Origin of the sequence: Paraburkholderia fungorum, assembly GCF_003610895.1 — a bacterium.
Lineage (GTDB): Bacteria > Pseudomonadota > Gammaproteobacteria > Burkholderiales > Burkholderiaceae > Paraburkholderia > Paraburkholderia fungorum_B.
In genome coordinates, this window is sequence record NZ_MCAS01000023.1 from 104,726 (window position 1) to 121,834 (window position 17,109).

General features: G+C 62.0%; 11 protein-coding genes. 8 read left to right on the forward strand and 3 right to left on the reverse strand.

Annotated features, from left to right (window positions below):
- Window positions 1-196: 196 nt before the first annotated feature.
- The gene (locus tag BCY88_RS21305) at window positions 197-1,021 is read right to left on the reverse strand and encodes a crotonase/enoyl-CoA hydratase family protein (protein WP_120346159.1); all 825 of its coding nucleotides are present in this window, start codon (window positions 1,019-1,021) and stop codon (window positions 197-199) included.
- 76 nt (window positions 1,022-1,097) lie between these two features.
- On the opposite strand from BCY88_RS21305, the gene BCY88_RS21310 reads away from it, so the two are divergent.
- Entirely contained in the window at window positions 1,098-1,712 is a 615-nt protein-coding gene (locus BCY88_RS21310; RefSeq protein WP_120346160.1) for a plasmid fertility inhibition factor family protein, read from the forward strand.
- Here BCY88_RS21310 and BCY88_RS21315 read toward each other — a convergent pair.
- Complete coding sequence (locus BCY88_RS21315; protein ID WP_120346161.1) at window positions 1,709-2,707, reverse strand: 2-hydroxyacid dehydrogenase; 999 nt, start codon at window positions 2,705-2,707, stop codon at window positions 1,709-1,711. The genes BCY88_RS21310 and BCY88_RS21315 overlap by 4 nt on opposite strands.
- A gap of 553 nt (window positions 2,708-3,260) precedes the next feature.
- On the opposite strand from BCY88_RS21315, the gene aspT (BCY88_RS21320) reads away from it, so the two are divergent.
- From aspT (BCY88_RS21320) to BCY88_RS21335, 4 genes are all read left to right on the forward strand, one after another.
- Window positions 3,261-4,943 carry an aspartate-alanine antiporter gene (aspT, locus tag BCY88_RS21320; protein ID WP_120346162.1) on the forward strand — a complete coding sequence of 561 codons (1,683 nt, stop codon included), beginning with the start codon at window positions 3,261-3,263 and terminating at the stop codon, window positions 4,941-4,943.
- A gap of 118 nt (window positions 4,944-5,061) precedes the next feature.
- Window positions 5,062-6,744, forward strand: coding sequence for an aspartate-alanine antiporter (aspT, locus tag BCY88_RS21325; protein ID WP_120346163.1), 1,683 nt, complete (start codon window positions 5,062-5,064; stop codon window positions 6,742-6,744).
- Between the two features lie 105 nt (window positions 6,745-6,849).
- Entirely contained in the window at window positions 6,850-8,514 is a 1,665-nt protein-coding gene (locus tag BCY88_RS21330; protein ID WP_120346164.1) for a bifunctional aspartate transaminase/aspartate 4-decarboxylase, read from the forward strand.
- A gap of 182 nt (window positions 8,515-8,696) precedes the next feature.
- The gene (locus BCY88_RS21335) at window positions 8,697-9,926 is read left to right on the forward strand and encodes a pyridoxal-phosphate-dependent aminotransferase family protein (RefSeq protein WP_120346384.1); all 1,230 of its coding nucleotides are present in this window, start codon (window positions 8,697-8,699) and stop codon (window positions 9,924-9,926) included.
- Window positions 9,927-10,886: 960 nt separating this feature from the next.
- Here BCY88_RS21335 and BCY88_RS21340 read toward each other — a convergent pair.
- Window positions 10,887-12,098 (reverse strand): MFS transporter, encoded by a 1,212-nt coding sequence (locus BCY88_RS21340; RefSeq protein WP_120346165.1) that lies wholly within the window; start codon window positions 12,096-12,098, stop codon window positions 10,887-10,889.
- A gap of 389 nt (window positions 12,099-12,487) precedes the next feature.
- Between BCY88_RS21340 and xdhA the strand changes: the two genes are divergently transcribed.
- From xdhA to xdhC, 3 genes are all read left to right on the forward strand, one after another.
- Complete coding sequence (gene xdhA, locus BCY88_RS21345; RefSeq protein ID WP_120346166.1) at window positions 12,488-14,017, forward strand: xanthine dehydrogenase small subunit; 1,530 nt, start codon at window positions 12,488-12,490, stop codon at window positions 14,015-14,017.
- Window positions 14,018-14,044: 27 nt separating this feature from the next.
- Window positions 14,045-16,411, forward strand: a complete 2,367-nt coding sequence (gene xdhB / locus BCY88_RS21350; protein ID WP_120346167.1) for a xanthine dehydrogenase molybdopterin binding subunit — start codon at window positions 14,045-14,047, stop codon at window positions 16,409-16,411.
- Between the two features lie 104 nt (window positions 16,412-16,515).
- Entirely contained in the window at window positions 16,516-17,082 is a 567-nt protein-coding gene (xdhC, locus tag BCY88_RS21355; protein WP_120346168.1) for a xanthine dehydrogenase accessory protein XdhC, read from the forward strand.
- Window positions 17,083-17,109 lie beyond the last annotated feature (27 nt).

A 17,109-nucleotide genomic window follows, 5' to 3' on the forward strand; every position in this document is an offset into this window, starting at 1 on the left:
GAAGCGTCGCGCGGCAGGCGCGCATTTTTCGGGGCGAGAACGCATGCGCCTGGCAAGGGGAAAACAGTAGGGGATTCTACCTAAGTCAAAACCGCCTTGCTCAGCGTCAAGCTAATTGTTGTTTTTCTGAAAGCCACCTTTGGGTACACATTTGAAATGCGCCTGGTGCTCGAACTGGCCGGCGGCGTGAGCCTGTTTATGGCGTGCTTTCGTCTGACTTGAAAGTGTTGCCGTGACGGCCGGCGCCTTCGGCGAAACGCGCGGCGCCTGCCACACCCTCGTCGAATATCGCCTGATAGCCGCCGGCGCCTTCGCGTTGCAGCGCGAGGGCGAGATCCTCGAGCGGGCTGTTTTCCAACGCTGAGCGACGGTCCGCGAGCAGCGCGGCCTGCGGAAAGGCCGCCAGTTCAGCGGCCAACTGCTCGGCCGCCGCGCGGGCCTCGCCCTTGCGCACGACGCGGTTGGCAAGTCCCAAGGCGAGCGCTTCCTGTGCCTCTACCGCGCGGCCCGTCAGAATCAGATCGAGCGCGCGCGACAGCCCGATCAGGCGCGGCAAGCGGATCGTGCCGCCATCGATCAGCGGAATCCCGACGCGCCGGCAGAACACGCCGAGTACCGCATCTTCTTCGACCACGCGCAGATCGCACATCGCGGCCAGTTCGAGACCGCCCGCGACTGCGTAACCGGCAATCGCCGCGATCACCGGCTTGCTGAAGCTCATGCGCGTCGGTCCCATCGGGCCGGGTCCGCTGCCATCGGCGTGCAGTTCGTTGCGGCGGGTCTCGTCGGCGAGCGCGGTGAGATCCGCGCCCGCGCAGAACGTGCCGCCCGCACCGAACAGCACGGCCGCGCGCCATGCCGGTTCCGCTTCGAAGCGGAGGAAAGCGGCGCTGAGCGCTTCCGCCGTAGGTCGATCAACGGCATTGCGCCGCGCGGGGCGTTGGAGCACGATGGTGGCGATGCCGGTGTCGTCGTTGGCTTCGATGCGCACGTGTTCGTTCAAATGTTGCGTCGTTATCATCGTTGTCTCCGTGGGGCTTTGCGTCCGGCCGCTCATGCAGTGTGCTCATGCGCTGCGACTAATACCGCTGGTTGTCATGCATCTTTCACAATCGGCTCGTAGCGTTAGCGCTCTTTTAACGCGCTGGCGGTTTTTAGCTAGCTTATCGAGCCTGCCTTTGCCCTTGTCCAATTCATCGCCCGCAACCGTGCCGCCCTGTGCCGAGACGGTCTGGACCGTGCCTCTGCATGACCATCAATGGTACGACCATGTGCGTCTGAAACGCGTCTTCGTGACTGACGGCACGCGCCATCAGGTGGTCATGGTCGATGCGCGCAAGCTGCTGGAATGCGCGGATCGCGACGACACCGATTACGTGCTGAAGCCGGTCGCCGAATGGCATGCGGGCAAGGTGCGTGGCATTCGCGAGTTTCTCGATCCGGACAATCCGCGCATTCCGCAGATGCCGTACGTGACGATCTCGACGCGTCGCGCGCCGGGTCTGCTGGGCTGGTTCGGTCTCGAGCGCGAAGGCGTGGTGGCGTTTCGCAACGGGCAGCACCGCGCGCGCTATCTGGTGGATGCGGGCGCGCGCTGGTTCCCGGTGGAAGTGCACGAGCGCGAAGCGGCCCTGCTGCGCGAGATCTGCGGCGCAGCGGACGACGCCCGCACGGCGATTCGTCCGACTACGTTGGATGGCGGCGGCGCCTAACTGCGCGCCTGCACGACATTGCGCGGCGTGCCGGCCTGCCATGCCGCGACGTTATCGAGCGTGGTCTGCGCGATCTCGTTCATCGCCTCGCGCGTGAAGAACGCCTGGTGCGCGGTGACGATCACGTTCGGGAACATCAGGAGACGTGCCAGCACGTCGTCCTGCAGCGGCAGGTTCGAATGGTCCTCGAAAAAGAGGCCGCCTTCTTCCTCGTACACGTCGAGGCCGAGATGGCCGAGCTGGCCATCTTTCAGCGCGCCGATCAGAGCATTGCTTTCGACAAGTCCACCGCGCCCGGTATTGATCAGCATCGCGCCACGCTTCATTTTCGCGAGCGCAGGCCCGTCGATCAGATGGTACGTGTCAGGCACCAGCGGACAATGCAGGCTGACCACGTCGCTCTCGGCCAGCAGCGTGTCGAGCGGCACATAGCGCGCGCCGAGTGCGAGCAGATCTTCGGCGGGCGTGCCGGGATCATGGGCCAGCACCTGCATGCCGAAGCCCGCCATGATGCGGCCGAACACGCGGCCGATCATGCCGGTGCCGATCACGCCCGCCGTCTTGCCGTGCAGATCGAAGCCGAGCAGCCCGTGCAGCGAGAAATCGCCTTCACGGGTCCGGGCGACCGCACGCGGCAAACGCCGGTTCAACGCGAGAATCAGGCCAACCGCATGTTCAGCGACCGCGTGCGGCGAGTAGGCCGGCACCCGCGCAACCGTTATGCCGAGACGCTCGGCTGCGGTCAGATCGACGTGATTGAAGCCCGCCGAGCGCAGCGCGATCATGCGCGTGCCACCGGCATGGAGACGTTCCAGGACGTGGGCGTTGACGTTGTCGTTGACGAATGGGCAGACCACTTCATAGCCCCGCGCGAGGATCGCCGTTTCGACATCGAGATGCGATTCCTGGAAGTGCAGTTCATAGCGATGCGTGCCGTTGGCCTCGGCGAACGTGTCGCTGTCGTATTGGCGGCTGCTGAACAAAATCATGCGCATGAATGGCTCCGAAGGATGCATGCCGGCGCGGCAAATAGACTCACTGCGGGACTCACTGCGCGGCATACGGGCAGGTCAGTATATCGGCCCTATAGCGTAATGGGCGCCGCGTGTGATGCACGTTCTGAAATCATTTCCACTTTACTAAAGATCATCTTTTGCGAAGCGAAAGCGGCGGCAATTGAAAATCATATTGACAGCGCTGCAGAACTACAATATTTATTAAAAAAGCAATCCCAAAAAAGCGCGAAGATATCGTGCTGAAAATCGGCCATCGGTAGACTATGTTTGTTTCTGGACATTGGCTAAACTTCGCGAGGAAAGAGTGACTGTCGAGCTTACCGTAAAACCTTTCGCTATCGTCGCTGCATTGCGGCATGTCTTTTTTGACGCCAAGAGCGTCATGCCATTGCCATAAATTTTCTATTCGCCGGAATCCGGTTATGCCGGATGCGTCATTTCCGGGGCATGACGGCCCGGATGAAATTCGCTGCAAATCCCAGAGAGAGATTCTTCAACTTTCTGCTAATAAACCGTAAATCGGCGAGCCAACATGATCGGTGAATTGCTGAGATCTCAACCGGAGATCGCGCTGTTCGCAAGTCTTGCAATCGGGTACTTCATCGGGTCGTTTCGCGTGGGGCCAATTCAGCTCGGGGGTGTCTGCGGCACCCTGATCGTGGCCTTGCTGCTGGGGCAGACGGGTGCGCGGCTGGCCCCCGATCTGAAGAACATCGCCTTCGCGCTGTTCATCTTCGCGCTGGGTTTCACCGGCGGCCCGCAGTTCTTTGCCAACATCGGCAGGGGGTGGCGCTATGGCTTGCTGTCGGTGGTCGAGATCGTGTCGGTCCTCGTGCTGATCATGATCGCGGTTCTCGTGATGCGGCTCGACGCCGGCACGGCGGCCGGCTTGCTGGCCGGCGCCGCGACGGAGTCGGCCGTGATCGGCACCGCTTCGGAGGCGATCGCCAAGCTCGGCTTCAGCGATGCGGAAACATTGCGCTTGCAGGCCAACATTGTGACCGCGTACAGCGTGAGCTACCTGTTCGGTCTGATCACCATCGTTCTGTTCACCAGCCAGTTCGCGCCGCTGCTGCTGCGCGTCAATCTGCGCGAAGAAGCCGAGCGCGTGTGGCACAAGCTCGGCGGCGACGGCGCCTTCGGCGAGGGTCAGCGTGCCGCGGCGCCGGCATTGGTTGGCCGCGCGTTCCGGGTCGGCGCGGCGGCCGGCGGCACGGTCTATGCATTCGAACAGACGTACGGCTTTAACCTCACCGTCGAGCGGGTTCGGCGTAATGGCGCCGAGATGGCGGCCGAGCCGCAACTGGTGCTGGCCGCCGACGACGTGATTCTGGTGGCGGGGCGGCGCGAGGCGATCGTGGCCGCGAGCGCCAGCCTCGGCGAAGAAGTGGCGGATGCCGGGTTCGGCCAACTCGTCGCGGAGCAACTCGACGTCGTGCTGACGCGTCGTGAAGCAGAGGGCCTGACGGTCGCGCAGGTGCGCGAACGGGCGAAGCCGGAAGAGGGCCGCGGCGTCTATATCGCGGCCGTCACGCGGCTCGAAACCACGGTGCCCGCGCTGCCCGGCACCGAACTCAATCGCGGCGACGTGCTGACGCTGGTGGGCGCGAAGGCCGACGTAGAGCGCGGCGCGCGGCATCTGGGTTATGTCCTCGCCGCGACCCAGAAAACAGATTTCATCTATCTGGGCCTGGGCGTGCTGGCCGGCATGGCGATCGGCCATCTTGGCGGACGCATCGGCGGGGTGTCGATCGCACTCGGCACAGGCGGTGGCTGCCTGCTCTCGGGCCTCCTGTTCGGCTGGATCCGTTCGCGCTATCCGCTGGTCGGTTCTTTGCCCTCGGCTGCCGCGCAAATTCTCAAGGACTTCGGCCTTGCCACTTTCATTGCCGCCGTCGGACTGTCGGCCGGCCCCGACGCCATCAAGCTGGTGCGCGAATATGGTCTGGCGCTGCCGGTCGCCGGCATTCTGATGGTGCTCGTGCCCGGTTTGCTGTCGCTCTGGATCGGCCGCGTGTTTCTCAAGCTCGAAGCGCCCATGCTGCTCGGCGCTATTGCCGGTCAGCAATGCAGTACGCCGGCGATCAGCGCGCTGGTCGGCGTGACCGGCAATTCGACGCCCGTGATCGGTTACACGATCACCTATGCGCTCTCGAACATTCTGCTGCCGTTAATGGGGCCGGTCGTAGTCGGCCTTGCCGGGAAGTTCGGCTAAGCGGGCAGATGGACTGCGCGCGGCGTGGCGCGCAGTCGACCGCATGCGGATGCCGTGATGTCCGTCTGCACATGCAGTACCCAGTACTCAGTATCTCAAACTATCTAGCGAGGGCACGATGGACTGGCTACATCACATTTTTCAGAAATCACCTGAGATCGCGCTGTTTTTGTCGCTTGCAGCCGGTTACTTCATCGGGCAGATCAACTTCGGCAAATTCCAGTTAGGCGGCGTGGGCGGTTCGTTGCTGGCTGCGGTCGTGATCAGTCAGGCGGGTGTGACGATCGACAACGGCGTGAAATCGGTGATGTTCGCCGTATTCATTTACGCGGTCGGCTACGACTCGGGGCCGGGCTTCTTCAACTCCCTGAACCGCAAGACGCTGCGCGAAATCGCCATGGCGGTGTTTCTCGCCGTCTCCGCGCTGATTACCGTGGTGGTTTGCGCGAAGCTGTTCCATTTGAACAAGGGCCTGGCTGCCGGGCTCGCGGGCGGCGCGCTGACGCAGTCGGCGATTATCGGCACGGCGGGCGATGCAATCGCTCGTCTCGGTTTGCCTGCCGATCAGGTCAAGTCGCTGCAATCGGATGTGGCCATCGCATATGCCGTGACCTATGTGTTCGGCTCGCTCGGCGCGATTATCGTCTGCGTGAACATCTTGCCGAAGTTCATGGGGCAAGGCTTGCGCGAGGCCTCAATCGACGCGGAGCGTGAGCTGTCTTCGGGCGCGCCGTCACTCGGCGCGGGGCAGGTGAGTGCATTGCCCGAACTGGTGGGGCGTGCGTACCGGATCGATGTCAGCGCGGGGAAAACGGTCAAGGCCGTCGAGACCCTGCATCAGGATATGTTGACGGTCGAGCGCATCAAGCGTGACGGCAAGAATCTGGATCCGACGCCTGATCTGACCTTGCAGCTCAACGACGAAGTGCTGGTGGTGGGCCGCCGCGAAGCGGTGGTCGCCTTCGGCGCGAACGGCAACGAGATCGCCAACGTCGACGACATTGGCGTTGTGATGCAGACGCGCCAAGGCGTGTTCACGCGCAAAGGCATGAATCACACGACGATCGCCGCCGCGCGCGAAGTCGTCGACCGCGACTTGCGCCACGGTGTCTTTATCCAGAGCGCGTCGCGTGCTGGCCAGCCGCTGCCGATTCTGCCTGAAACGAAGCTCGAACACGGCGACGTGATCACTTTCTACGGTTCGCCGAAAGACACCAAGCGCGCCGTCGATGCTGCTGGTTATGAGTTGCCGTACAGCAACAAGACCGACTTTATCTATATGGGCGTCGGCCTTGTGCTCGGCTTGCTGATCGGGCTGATCGTCGTCAACGTGGCCGGTATTCCGCTCACGCTGGGCTCCGGTGGCGGCTGTCTGCTGGCTGGTCTGCTGTTCGGCTGGATGCGCGGCAAGCATCCGATGTTCGGCGCGATGCCGACGGCGGCTTCGCAGTTGCTGAAGGACTTTGGTCTCGCGGCCTTCGTTGCGGTGGTGGGCCTGAACTCCGGCTTGCAGGCGGTCGTGACGGTCAAGCAGAGCGGTATGACGATCTTCCTGCTCGGCGTGTTCGTCACCTTGTTCCCGCTGCTCCTGACGATGCTGTTCGGCCGCTACGTGCTCGGCTACAAAAACGCGGCGATTCTGGCCGGCGCACTGTCGGGCTCACGCAGCGCCAATCCGGCGTTCGGCGGCGTGCTCGACAAGGCGGAAAGCGCCGTGCCGACCGTGCCGTTCGCGATTACCTATGCAATTGCGAACGTCGCGTTGACGTTGCTCGGACCGCTCGTGGTCGGGCTGGTTTAACCTGGTTTAGCGCACCCATTCATCGATCTCTGTTACGCCGGCGGTCAACTGAACGATCTGTCACGCGATACCGGCGTCATTCACTTGCACATTGGAGAACGCATCATGGCAAAAGAGAAAAGCGGCAAGAAACAAGGCGATATGGCTCAAGCTGGACTCGCGGCGCTCAGCCCGTTCGAACTCAAGGACGAACTGATCAAGGCGGCAGGCGGCGGCGCGGTAGAGCGTGCCGCCAATGCATCGATGCTCAATGCCGGCCGCGGCAATCCGAATTTCCTCGCGACGATTCCGCGCCACGGCTTCTGGCAACTCGGTCTCTTTGCGATGCGCGAGTCGGAGCGTTCGTTTGCCTACATGCCCGAAGGCGTCGGCGGTTTCCCGCGCCGCGAGGGGCTCACCGAGCGCTTCGATCTGTTCCTGCGCGAGAACAAGGGCGTGCCCGGCATCGACTTTCTGCGCGGCGCGGTGTCGTATGTGCGCGATCAGTTGGGACTCTCCGCGGGCGACTTTCTCTATGAAATGTGCGAGGGCATTCTCGCGTCGAACTATCCGGTGCCCGACCGAATGCTCAGGTTGTCCGAACTGATCGTCGGGCAGTATCTGCGAAAGGAGATGATCGGCCAGCATCCGTTTGTCGGCGAGTTCGACGTGTTCGCGGTGGAAGGCGGCACGGCGGCGATGACGTACATCTTCAACACGATGCGCGAGAACCACCTGATCAAACCGGGCGACACGATTGCACTCGGATTGCCGATTTTCACGCCGTACATTGAGATTCCGCGCCTGAACGACTATCAGCTGAACGTCGTGAATCTCGAGGCCGACGTGAGCAATGGCTGGCAGTACTCGAAGAAGGAACTCGACAAACTGCGTGATCCGAAGGTGAAGGCGTTCTTCCTCGTGAACCCGAGCAACCCGCCTTCGGTGAAGATGGACGACGCGAGCCTTCAATATATCGCCGACATCGTCAAGGAAAGGCCCGACCTGATTCTGTTGACCGACGACGTGTACGGAACTTTCGCCGACGATTTCGTCTCGCTGTTCGCGCTGTGCCCGAAGAACACGATTCTCGTGTACTCCTACTCGAAGTACTTCGGTGCGACCGGCTGGCGTCTTGGCGTTATCGCGACACATCGCGAGAACGTGCTCGACAAGCTGATCGGCGAGTTGCCGAAAGAAGCGAAGAAACAGTTGCATGAGCGTTATGAATCGATCACGACCGAACCGGACAAGCTCAAGTTCATCGATCGCCTGGTGGCCGACAGCCGCACTGTCGCGTTGAATCACACGGCGGGCCTGTCCACGCCGCAGCAGGTGCAGATGGTGTTGTTCTCGCTGTTCTCGCTGATGGATACGCCCGACGCGTACAAGAACGCGCTGAAGCGCCTGATCCGCAAGCGCAAGCAGGCGCTGTACGAGGAGGTCGGCATTTCGTTCGAGGACAACGATCCGAACCAGGTCGACTACTACACGATTCTGGACATCGAGTTTCTCGGCGAGCGCATGTTTGGGCGAGAGTTCGTCGATTGGCTGCTGAAGAACACGGAACCGACCGAGTTGCTGTTCCGCCTCGCACGTGAGGCGCGCGTGGTGCTGTTGCCGGGACGCGGCTTCGGGACGCAGCATCCGTCGGGACGGGTGTCGCTCGCGAATCTGAACGAGTCGGACTACCGGCAGATCGGACGCGCGATGCGCAAGCTGATCGAGGAATATGTCGAGCGGTACAACGCGGCAACCGGCAAGAAGCTCGATAAGTCCAAGGTGAAGTGAACCTGTCCCGGGTTCGGGTTCACGGCCGATTCGCGCTCGATCGCAACGTCGAGCGCGCTCTGGCATAGACAAAAAACTTGCGCAATCGCGCGGATCGGTGAATGATCGAACAGGCGGCCCCGCCAGTGTCACTGCTGGCGGGGCCGCTTGTTCCTTTGCGTCCTGACATTCACGTACCGATCATGCCGACCTCATCGCCCTCTACCGAACCCGTTTCCCACCTTGTGCCCTGTCCGGTTGTCGAATCGCTCGACGCCATTCTTCCCGAAGAGCCGTTGCTGATGATGGGCGCCGGCCCCGTGCCGATTCCCGCGGCGGTGGCCAAGGCCAATACGGTGGTGATCAATCACCTGGGCAGCACGATGGTGAAGGTGATCGGCCAGGTGAAGACCATGGCGCGCTACGTCTTTCAGACCAATTCGAAATGGGTGCTGGGGGTAGCCGGACCGGGGTCCGCCGCGATGGAAATGGCGATCTCCAACCTCGCGTGGGAAGGCACTCGTGTGCTGAGCATCAAGAACGGTTTTTTCAGCGAGCGGATGGCGGAGATGGGACGGCGCGTCGGCGCGCGGGTTGCCACGCTCGACGTCGAGGACCGGTCGGTCGCGAGTCTCGATCAGATCGCGGAGGCGATTCGCCGCGAGCGTCCCGAGATCGTGACGGTGGTGCAGGGCGAGACGTCGAACACCGTATGGAACTACCACTTGAAGGACATCGCCGCGTTGGCGAAGGCCGCGGGCGCGCTGGTGATCGTCGACGCGGTGTGCACGCTGAGCACGATGCCGCTGGAGATGGACGCGTGGGGTATCGACGCGGTGATTACCGGCGGGCAGAAGGGTTTGTCTTCGATCCCGGGTGTCTCGCTGATTGCGTTTTCGGATGAAGCGTGGGCACGGGTGAAGGGGCGGACGGCGGCGAATGCGCATTGGTGTCTTGATGCGTCGCTGGCAGAAAATTTCTGGCATAACGCGGGCTATCACTACACCGCTCCGGTTTCGGGGGTGCTGGCGTTGCACGAGGCGCTGCGGCTCGTGTGCGCTGAGACGCTTGAGAAGCGCTTTGCCCGTCACTTGAAGTGTTCGGTGGCGCTTCAGGCGGGCATCACTGCGTTGGGCTTGCAGCTTTATGCGCCGGCGCCTTGCCGGTTGAATTCGGTGGTCGGTATCGTGGTGCCGGAGCGGCTGAGTTCTGGCGATATCTGTGGGCATATCTCGCGGCATCATCAGGTGGAGATCTCGGGGTCGTTTGGTTTGCCGATTGTCCGGATTGGACAGATGGGGGAGCAGTGCCGGGAGCACAACCTGTTCAGGACCTTGCATGCGCTTGGACGGACGATGGTGGATCTGGGGGTTAAGGTTGAGTTGCCGGCTGGGGTGGCGGCGCTTGAGGGTGGGTTGTCGGAAGGGAAGTGACGGTTTGTTTTTTTTGCCTGTGCGGCGCTGGGTTGTCTGTTTGCCTACGGTGTTGGCCTTTTCTTGTTCTGGCTTTTTCTTTGGCCTTTCCTTGATTTGCTATTGGTCTGTGCGGCTGCTGCTTTGGCCTTTCCTTGAATTGATAGTGGTCTATTAGTGTTGCCCCTGTGCGGGGCGGCACTTACTTTCTTTGCCGCCGCAAAGAAAGATAAGCAAAGAAAGCGGCTTAAACCGCCAGCTCATAAGCGGGTCCCCCGCACAGTTGCGGTAGTGGTGCATCTGGAATCTGTGTCCTCGCACACTCCGCGTTAGCGACACAGGGCTCATCCGCTCCCACTCCGCACTGCGTGCGTCGCGGATGGGTCTGTATGGGAAACCAGAGGCTTCGCTTCGCGTCGCGGGGGCCATCGGCTTCGCCTCGGCGAAGTGCTTCCGCTCTTATTGGCGAATCCCACTTCAAATGAAATGCCGATGCGGCGCATTCGTTGCGCGGCGGCGGTCGTGCCCGCGGCTGCGATGCAGCGACGAATCAGGGAATGGGGCAAACCGTGGGAGCGAACGCGTGGTGGGTGGTTTTATGAAGGACCGTTCGGCGCGCGTAGCGCCGCCGGAGGTATGACAGCCTTGTCACCAGGGTGGAATGTGCGAGAACACAGATTCCAGATGCGCCACTACCGTGGCTGCGCGGGGGACCCGCTTATGAGCTGGCGGTTTGAGCCGCTTTCTTTGCTTATCTTTCTTTGCGGCGGCAAAGAAAGTAAGTGCCGCCCCGCACAGGGGCAACACTAATAGACCACTAACACAGCAAGGAAAGGCCAAAAAAATAAGTGCCGCCCCGCACAGGGGCAACACTAATAGACCAATATCAATTCAAGAAAAGGCCAAAGAAGAAGCCAGAACAAGGAAATGCCAACGCCGTAGGCACACAGTCAACCAAGCGCCGCGCAGGCAAAAAAAAATTCAAGTCGAAGCAGGCAAATTAGGCACCCTCGAATTCCGCAAATACATCATTGTCGACAGCACAACCGCCAAAGCAGACGCCACCGCCGCAAACAAAAACACCTGCGCATAGCCAAATTCCCCAGCGATATACCCGGCCAACGGCCCGGTAATCCCCAGCGAGAGATCGAGAAACACGGAATACGCCGACAAAGCCGCCCCGCGGCTAGCAGGCGGCACAAGCCCAACCGCTTCAACCCCAAGAGCGGGGAACACCAAAGCAAACCCGAACCCGGTCAACGCCGCCCCCGCCAGCGCGATATGCGGCTCAGGCGCGAGCCACAACATCAACAACCCGGCGCACTCAAACGAGAACGAAGCAATCGCGACCCGGAACCCGCCGTAGACCTTGATCGTATTGGCGAACAACAACCGCGCGCCAATAAACAGCGTGCCGAACACAGTCAACGACAAAGCCGCATTAGGCCAGTGCCGCGCGGCATAAAACAGCGTGATGAACGTCGCAATCGACCCAAAACCGGCCGAGCCCAGCGCCAACCCAATCCCATGCGGCAGCACCCGCGTCATCACGCTCCGGTACGACATCCGCTCGCCATGCACGATCGGCACCGGCGCGATCAGCCGCGCGAGGTAAAAGCCAAGCGCGGCCAGCAGAATCACCAGAATCCCCAATGCGGCGAACCCGATCGAGTGCGCAATCGCCACGCCAAGCGGCGCGCCGATTGCCAGCGCACCGTAAGTCGCGATGCCGTTCCATGAAATCACCCGGGCGTTATTGCTCGTGCCCACCCGGCCAATTCCCCACAGAATCGCCCCCGTCCCGCACAGGCTTTCACCGAAGCCAAGCACGAGGCGGCTGCACACCAGCAGCGCAAGGCTCAACACCGGCCAGCGCCCACACAACACGGCCAGCAGCAACAGAACCCCGCTCGCGCCACATCCCAGCAAGCCGATCGACACCGTCCGCTTCGGCCCCAGCGTGTCAGCCGAACGGCCGGCGAGCGGCCGCGATGCCAGCGTTGCCAGGTACTGCACGCTGATCGCCGCGCCCGCCAGAATCGCGCTGTAACCCAGGTCGTCGTGGACGTAGCCAGGCAGCACCGCCAGCGGAATACCGATCGTCAGGTAGCAAAGAAACGTGAAAAAGACGACCGGAATGATCTGCATGGTCGTCGAAAATTCGCTGCGAGGTGTCGCTGAGTCGGTGGACATGGGGAAAACGAGACTTGAAAACGGCGGAAAGGCGTGATTTTCCCATGGAACCGATTCTCTTGCAGGGTTTGCTTAATAATCCCGACTCCGAATAAACAGTGCCGGAGCCATATAGAGGGTCGTCTTCACCTCGTGAGAGCGATATTTTCATGCCCGGTGGATCAACGGGTTTCAATCGGCAATGGCTAAAAAACTATAGTTTGTAGAAGAATGCTGTAAAACAGCCATATCAACATAAGCCAACCGGCCCTCAAACCCATCTCTATATCGTTTCGCGGATATGTCCCGCATGCGATCCCCGCTATGGGTTGTATTTATTGACGGTGATAGTTTTCGAACCATCATCGCAGCACGTCCCAACGGACACAGAACATTGAGAGTAACGAGACATGACTGAGCCGATTCGCTTCTACCACCGCAACGCGATCCGTGAGATCAAGGACGCGCCCGTCACCCGCACCGTCCTGCAGTATCTGCGCGAGGACGCGCATTGCACCGGCACCAAGGAAGGTTGTGCCGAGGGCGACTGCGGCGCATGCACGGTCGTGGTCGGCGAACGTAATGAGGCGGGCGGCGTCGACTTCAAGGCGGTGAACGCGTGCATCCAGTTCGTGCCGACCCTGGACGGCAAAGCGCTTTTCACCGTCGAAGACCTGCGTCAGCCTGATGGCTCGCTGCATCCTGTGCAGGAAGCGATGGTCGAGTGCCACGGTTCGCAGTGCGGTTTCTGCACGCCGGGCTTCGTGATGTCAATGTGGTCGCTGTACGAAAAGCACGGCCACGAGCACAGCTGCGCAAATAAAACCGTGCCGTCGCGTGACGAGATCAGCAACGCGCTGACGGGCAATCTGTGCCGCTGCACCGGCTATCGTCCGATCGTCGACGCGGCCGTGCGCATGTTCGAAGCGCCCGCGCCGAAAGCACCGGTCAACGTCGACGCGCTGTCGAAAACGCTCGCCACGCTCGAGCGCAAGGACACGTTCCACTACCAGCACGCCGGCCAGCAGTTCGACGCGCCGCGCACGGTCGAGGCGCTCGCGAAAATCAAGGAAGCCGCACCCGCCACGCGTATTCTCGCCGGCAGCACGGACATCGGTCTGTGGGTCACCAAGATGATGCGCGAGTTGGGCAACATCGTGTATGTCGGGCAGATCGCCGAATTGCAGAAGCTCGAAACTAACGACGACTGGATCGAGATCGGCGCGGGTGTGAGCGTCGAAAAGGCCTATACGGAAATCATCAAGCAGTACCCGGAACTGTTCGAAATGCAGCAGCGCTTCGCGTCGCTGCCGATCCGCAATGCCGGCACGCTCGGCGGCAATATCGCCAACGGCTCGCCGATCGGCGATTCGATGCCGGGCCTGATCGCGCTCGGCGCGCATGTGATCGTGCGCGGCGGCGAGATCGAACGCGAAATGCCGCTCGAAGATCTGTACCTGGCCTACCAGAAGAAGGACATGGCCGAGCATGAGTTCGTCGTCGGCCTGAAAGTGCCATCGCGCACCGGCGCGCGCAAGAACCTGCAGTTCCGCACATACAAGCTGTCGAAGCGTTTCGACTCGGACATCTCGGCCGTGTGCGCCGCGTTCTCCTTCATCGCCGACGGCAACGTGATCCGCGAGCCGCGCATCGCGTTCGGCGGCATGGCCGCCACGTCGAAGCGCGCAACGCATGCCGAGGCCGTGCTGCGCGACGCCGAATGGCACGAAGCCACCGCGCAGGCCGCGATGATCGCGCTCGGCAACGACTACGCGCCGCTGTCCGACATGCGCGCCACCAGCAACTACCGCCTCGAAGCGGCGAAGAACACGTTGTACCGCTTCTGGCTCGAAACGCGTCCGAACAATCCGCTGCCCAAGAGCGCGCTGGATGTTCGTGCAGTTGCCGCTGCCTGCGCCCCGGCCGGCGCGAGCGCCTGACGCCAGAAAGATACGGAGAACATCAGAATGAATCAGCACGCCGAACCGTTCCTGAAAGATCTTAAGGATCTCGACGACTTTACCCAGGTCCACGTCTCGCGTCCGCACGAGTCCGCGCATTTGCACGTGAGCGGCCGCGCCACCTACACCGACGACATCCCGACGCTCGCCGGCACGCTGCACGCCGCACTCGGCCTGTCGCCGAAAGCGCATGCGAAGATCGTCTCGATGTCGCTGGATAAAGTGCGCGCCACGCCCGGCGTGGTCGCGATCTTCACCGCGGAGGATTTTCCCGGCGTCAACGACGTCGGCCCGATCATTCACGGCGACGATCCGATCCTCGCCGACGGTCTCGTGCAATACGTCGGTCAGCCGATGTTCATCGTGGTTGCGACCTCGCATGAAATCGCGCGTCTGGCTGCGCGCCGCGCCGAAGTCGTCTACGAAGAATTGCCCGCGATTCTTACGGCGCAGCAGGCCCGTGCCGCCAATCAGCATGTCCTGCCGCCGATGAAACTCGCCCGCGGCGAAGCGGCTACGAAGATCGCCCGCGCCGCGCACCGCGAAGCCGGTGAGATGCTGCTGGGCGGGCAGGAGCAGTTCTACCTGGAAGGCCAGATTTCGTATGCAGTGCCGAAGGACGACGACGGCATGCACGTCTATTGTTCGACGCAGCATCCGACCGAAATGCAGCACATGGTCGCGCACGCGCTGGGCGTGGCGTCGCACAACGTGCTGATCGAATGCCGGCGCATGGGCGGCGGTTTCGGCGGCAAGGAATCGCAATCGGGTCTGTTTGCGTGCTGCGCGGCGCTCGCCGCATGGAAGCTGCTGTGCCCGGTGAAACTGCGTCCGGACCGCGACGACGACATGATGGTCACGGGCAAGCGCCACGACTTCCACTACACGTATGAAGTGGGCTACGACGACAAGGGCGTGATCGACGGCGTGAGCGTCGACATGACGTCACGTTGCGGCTTCTCCGCCGACCTGTCCGGTCCGGTGATGACGCGCGCGCTGTGCCACTTCGACAACGCGTACTGGTTGTCCGACGTATCGATCGACGGCTTCTGCGGCAAGACCAACACGCAGTCGAACACCGCATTCCGCGGCTTCGGCGGTCCGCAAGGCGCGTTCGCGATCGAGTACATCATGGACAACGTCGCGCGTTCGGTGGGCGAAGATTCGCTCGACGTGCGCCGTCGCAATCTGTACGGCAAGACCGAGCGCAACCAGACGCCGTATGGTCAGGTGGTCGAAGACAACGTCATTCACGAACTGATCGACGAACTCGAAGCCACCAGCGAATACCGCGCCCGCCGTGCGGCGATCAACGAATTCAATGCGAACAACGAAGTACTGAAGAAGGGCATGGCGCTGACGCCGGTCAAGTTCGGTATCGCGTTCAACGTGACTCACTTCAACCAGGCCGGTGCGCTGGTGCACATCTATACCGACGGTTCGGTGCTGGTGAACCACGGCGGCACCGAAATGGGCCAGGGTTTGAACACCAAGGTCGCGCAGGTCGTCGCGCACGAATTGGGCATTGGCTTTAACCGCATTCGCGTCACGGCGACCGATACGAGCAAGATCGCCAATACGTCGGCGACCGCTGCATCGACCGGTTCCGACCTGAACGGCAAGGCAGCGCAGGATGCCGCGCGCCAGTTGCGCGAACGTCTGTCGGTCTTTGCCGCCGAGCGCTTCGGCGCGGGGCAGGTGTCCGCCGCGCAAGTGCGTTTCGTGCACGACCGGGTGGTGGTCGGCGAGGTGATCGTGCCGTTCGAAGACGTGATCGCGAAGGCCTACGTCGCGCGTATCCAGCTCTGGTCGGACGGTTTCTACGCAACGCCGAAGCTCTACTGGGATCAATCGAAGCTGCAAGGCCGGCCCTTCTACTACTACTCGTACGGCGCGGCCGTATCCGAAGTGGTGATCGATACGCTGACCGGCGAGATGCGCGTGCTGCGCGCGGACGCTTTGCATGACGTGGGCGCGTCGCTGAATCCGGCGCTGGACGTCGGCCAGGTGGAAGGCGCGTTCATCCAGGGCATGGGCTGGCTCACGACCGAAGAACTGTGGTGGAACGCCGGCGGCAAGCTGATGACGCACGCGCCGTCCACTTACAAGATTCCGACCGTCAACGATACGCCGCCCGATTTCCGTGTGCGTCTGTTCAAGAACCGCAACGCGGAAGACAGCATCCATCGCTCGAAGGCGACCGGCGAGCCGCCGCTGTTGCTGCCGTTCTCGGTGTTCTTTGCGGTGCGTGACGCGGTCTCGGCCGTGGGCGGCCATAAGGTCAACCCGCCGCTGAACGCGCCCGCGACCAGCGAGGAAATCCTCAAGGCAGTCGGCGCGGTGCGCGCAGCGACTGCGGCGGCGCGGCAGTAAGCGCGTCGAGCGCATGGCGTGGCCTGCGGGTCACGCCGTGATCGCTTTGAACCTGGCCAGCCGGGGAAATTGTGCAATCATTGAAACCAACTGGATTGATCGCCATGAACGACTTTTCTTCCGTTCAGATCGGCCGGCGCAGCGCCGTTCAAATGCCGCGTCCGGCGCCGATGCACATCGTGCTGTTCGGCGCGGGGCACGTCGGCCACGCGCTCGTCACGCTGCTTGGCAGCTTGCCGTGCGTGGTCCAGTGGGTCGATGAGCGCGACGAACTGTTCCCCGACGAGACGCCCGCCAACGTGCAGATCGAAGCGACCGACACGCCTGATGCGATCGTCGATACGGCGCCGCCCGGCGCGTATTTCCTCGTGATGACGCATAACCACGCGCTCGATTTTTCGCTTGCCGCACGCATCATGCGGCGCCGCGATTTCACCTACTTCGGCATGATCGGGTCCAAAACGAAACGCGTGAAATTCGAGCGCCGCCTGCTGGATCGCGGGGTGGATCTGGATCGGCTGGTGGAGATGACCTGTCCGATCGGCGTGAGCGGCATTGTCGATAAAGCGCCGGCGGCGATCGCGGTCGCGGTGTGCGCCGAGTTGCTGCAGATTCGGACACGCGAAGCAGCGGCCCAAGCCGTGACGCAGAAGCTTTGCGCGAGCGTCTAAACGGGTTGAGCAAGGTGCCTGGCGGTC

Coding starts and splice junctions, on each gene's coding strand:
- BCY88_RS21330 (WP_120346164.1), top strand. CDS start 6,850: ATGGCAAAAGAGAAAAGCGGCAAGAAACAAGGCGATATGGCTCAAGCT.
- aspT (WP_120346162.1), top strand. CDS start 3,261: ATGATCGGTGAATTGCTGAGATCTCAACCGGAGATCGCGCTGTTCGCA.
- aspT (WP_120346163.1), top strand. CDS start 5,062: ATGGACTGGCTACATCACATTTTTCAGAAATCACCTGAGATCGCGCTG.
- BCY88_RS21310 (WP_120346160.1), top strand. CDS start 1,098: ATGCATCTTTCACAATCGGCTCGTAGCGTTAGCGCTCTTTTAACGCGC.
- BCY88_RS21305 (WP_120346159.1), bottom strand. CDS start 1,021: ATGATAACGACGCAACATTTGAACGAACACGTGCGCATCGAAGCCAAC.
- xdhB (WP_120346167.1), top strand. CDS start 14,045: ATGAATCAGCACGCCGAACCGTTCCTGAAAGATCTTAAGGATCTCGAC.
- BCY88_RS21335 (WP_120346384.1), top strand. CDS start 8,697: ATGCCGACCTCATCGCCCTCTACCGAACCCGTTTCCCACCTTGTGCCC.
- BCY88_RS21340 (WP_120346165.1), bottom strand. CDS start 12,098: ATGTCCACCGACTCAGCGACACCTCGCAGCGAATTTTCGACGACCATG.
- BCY88_RS21315 (WP_120346161.1), bottom strand. CDS start 2,707: ATGCGCATGATTTTGTTCAGCAGCCGCCAATACGACAGCGACACGTTC.
- xdhA (WP_120346166.1), top strand. CDS start 12,488: ATGACTGAGCCGATTCGCTTCTACCACCGCAACGCGATCCGTGAGATC.
- xdhC (WP_120346168.1), top strand. CDS start 16,516: ATGAACGACTTTTCTTCCGTTCAGATCGGCCGGCGCAGCGCCGTTCAA.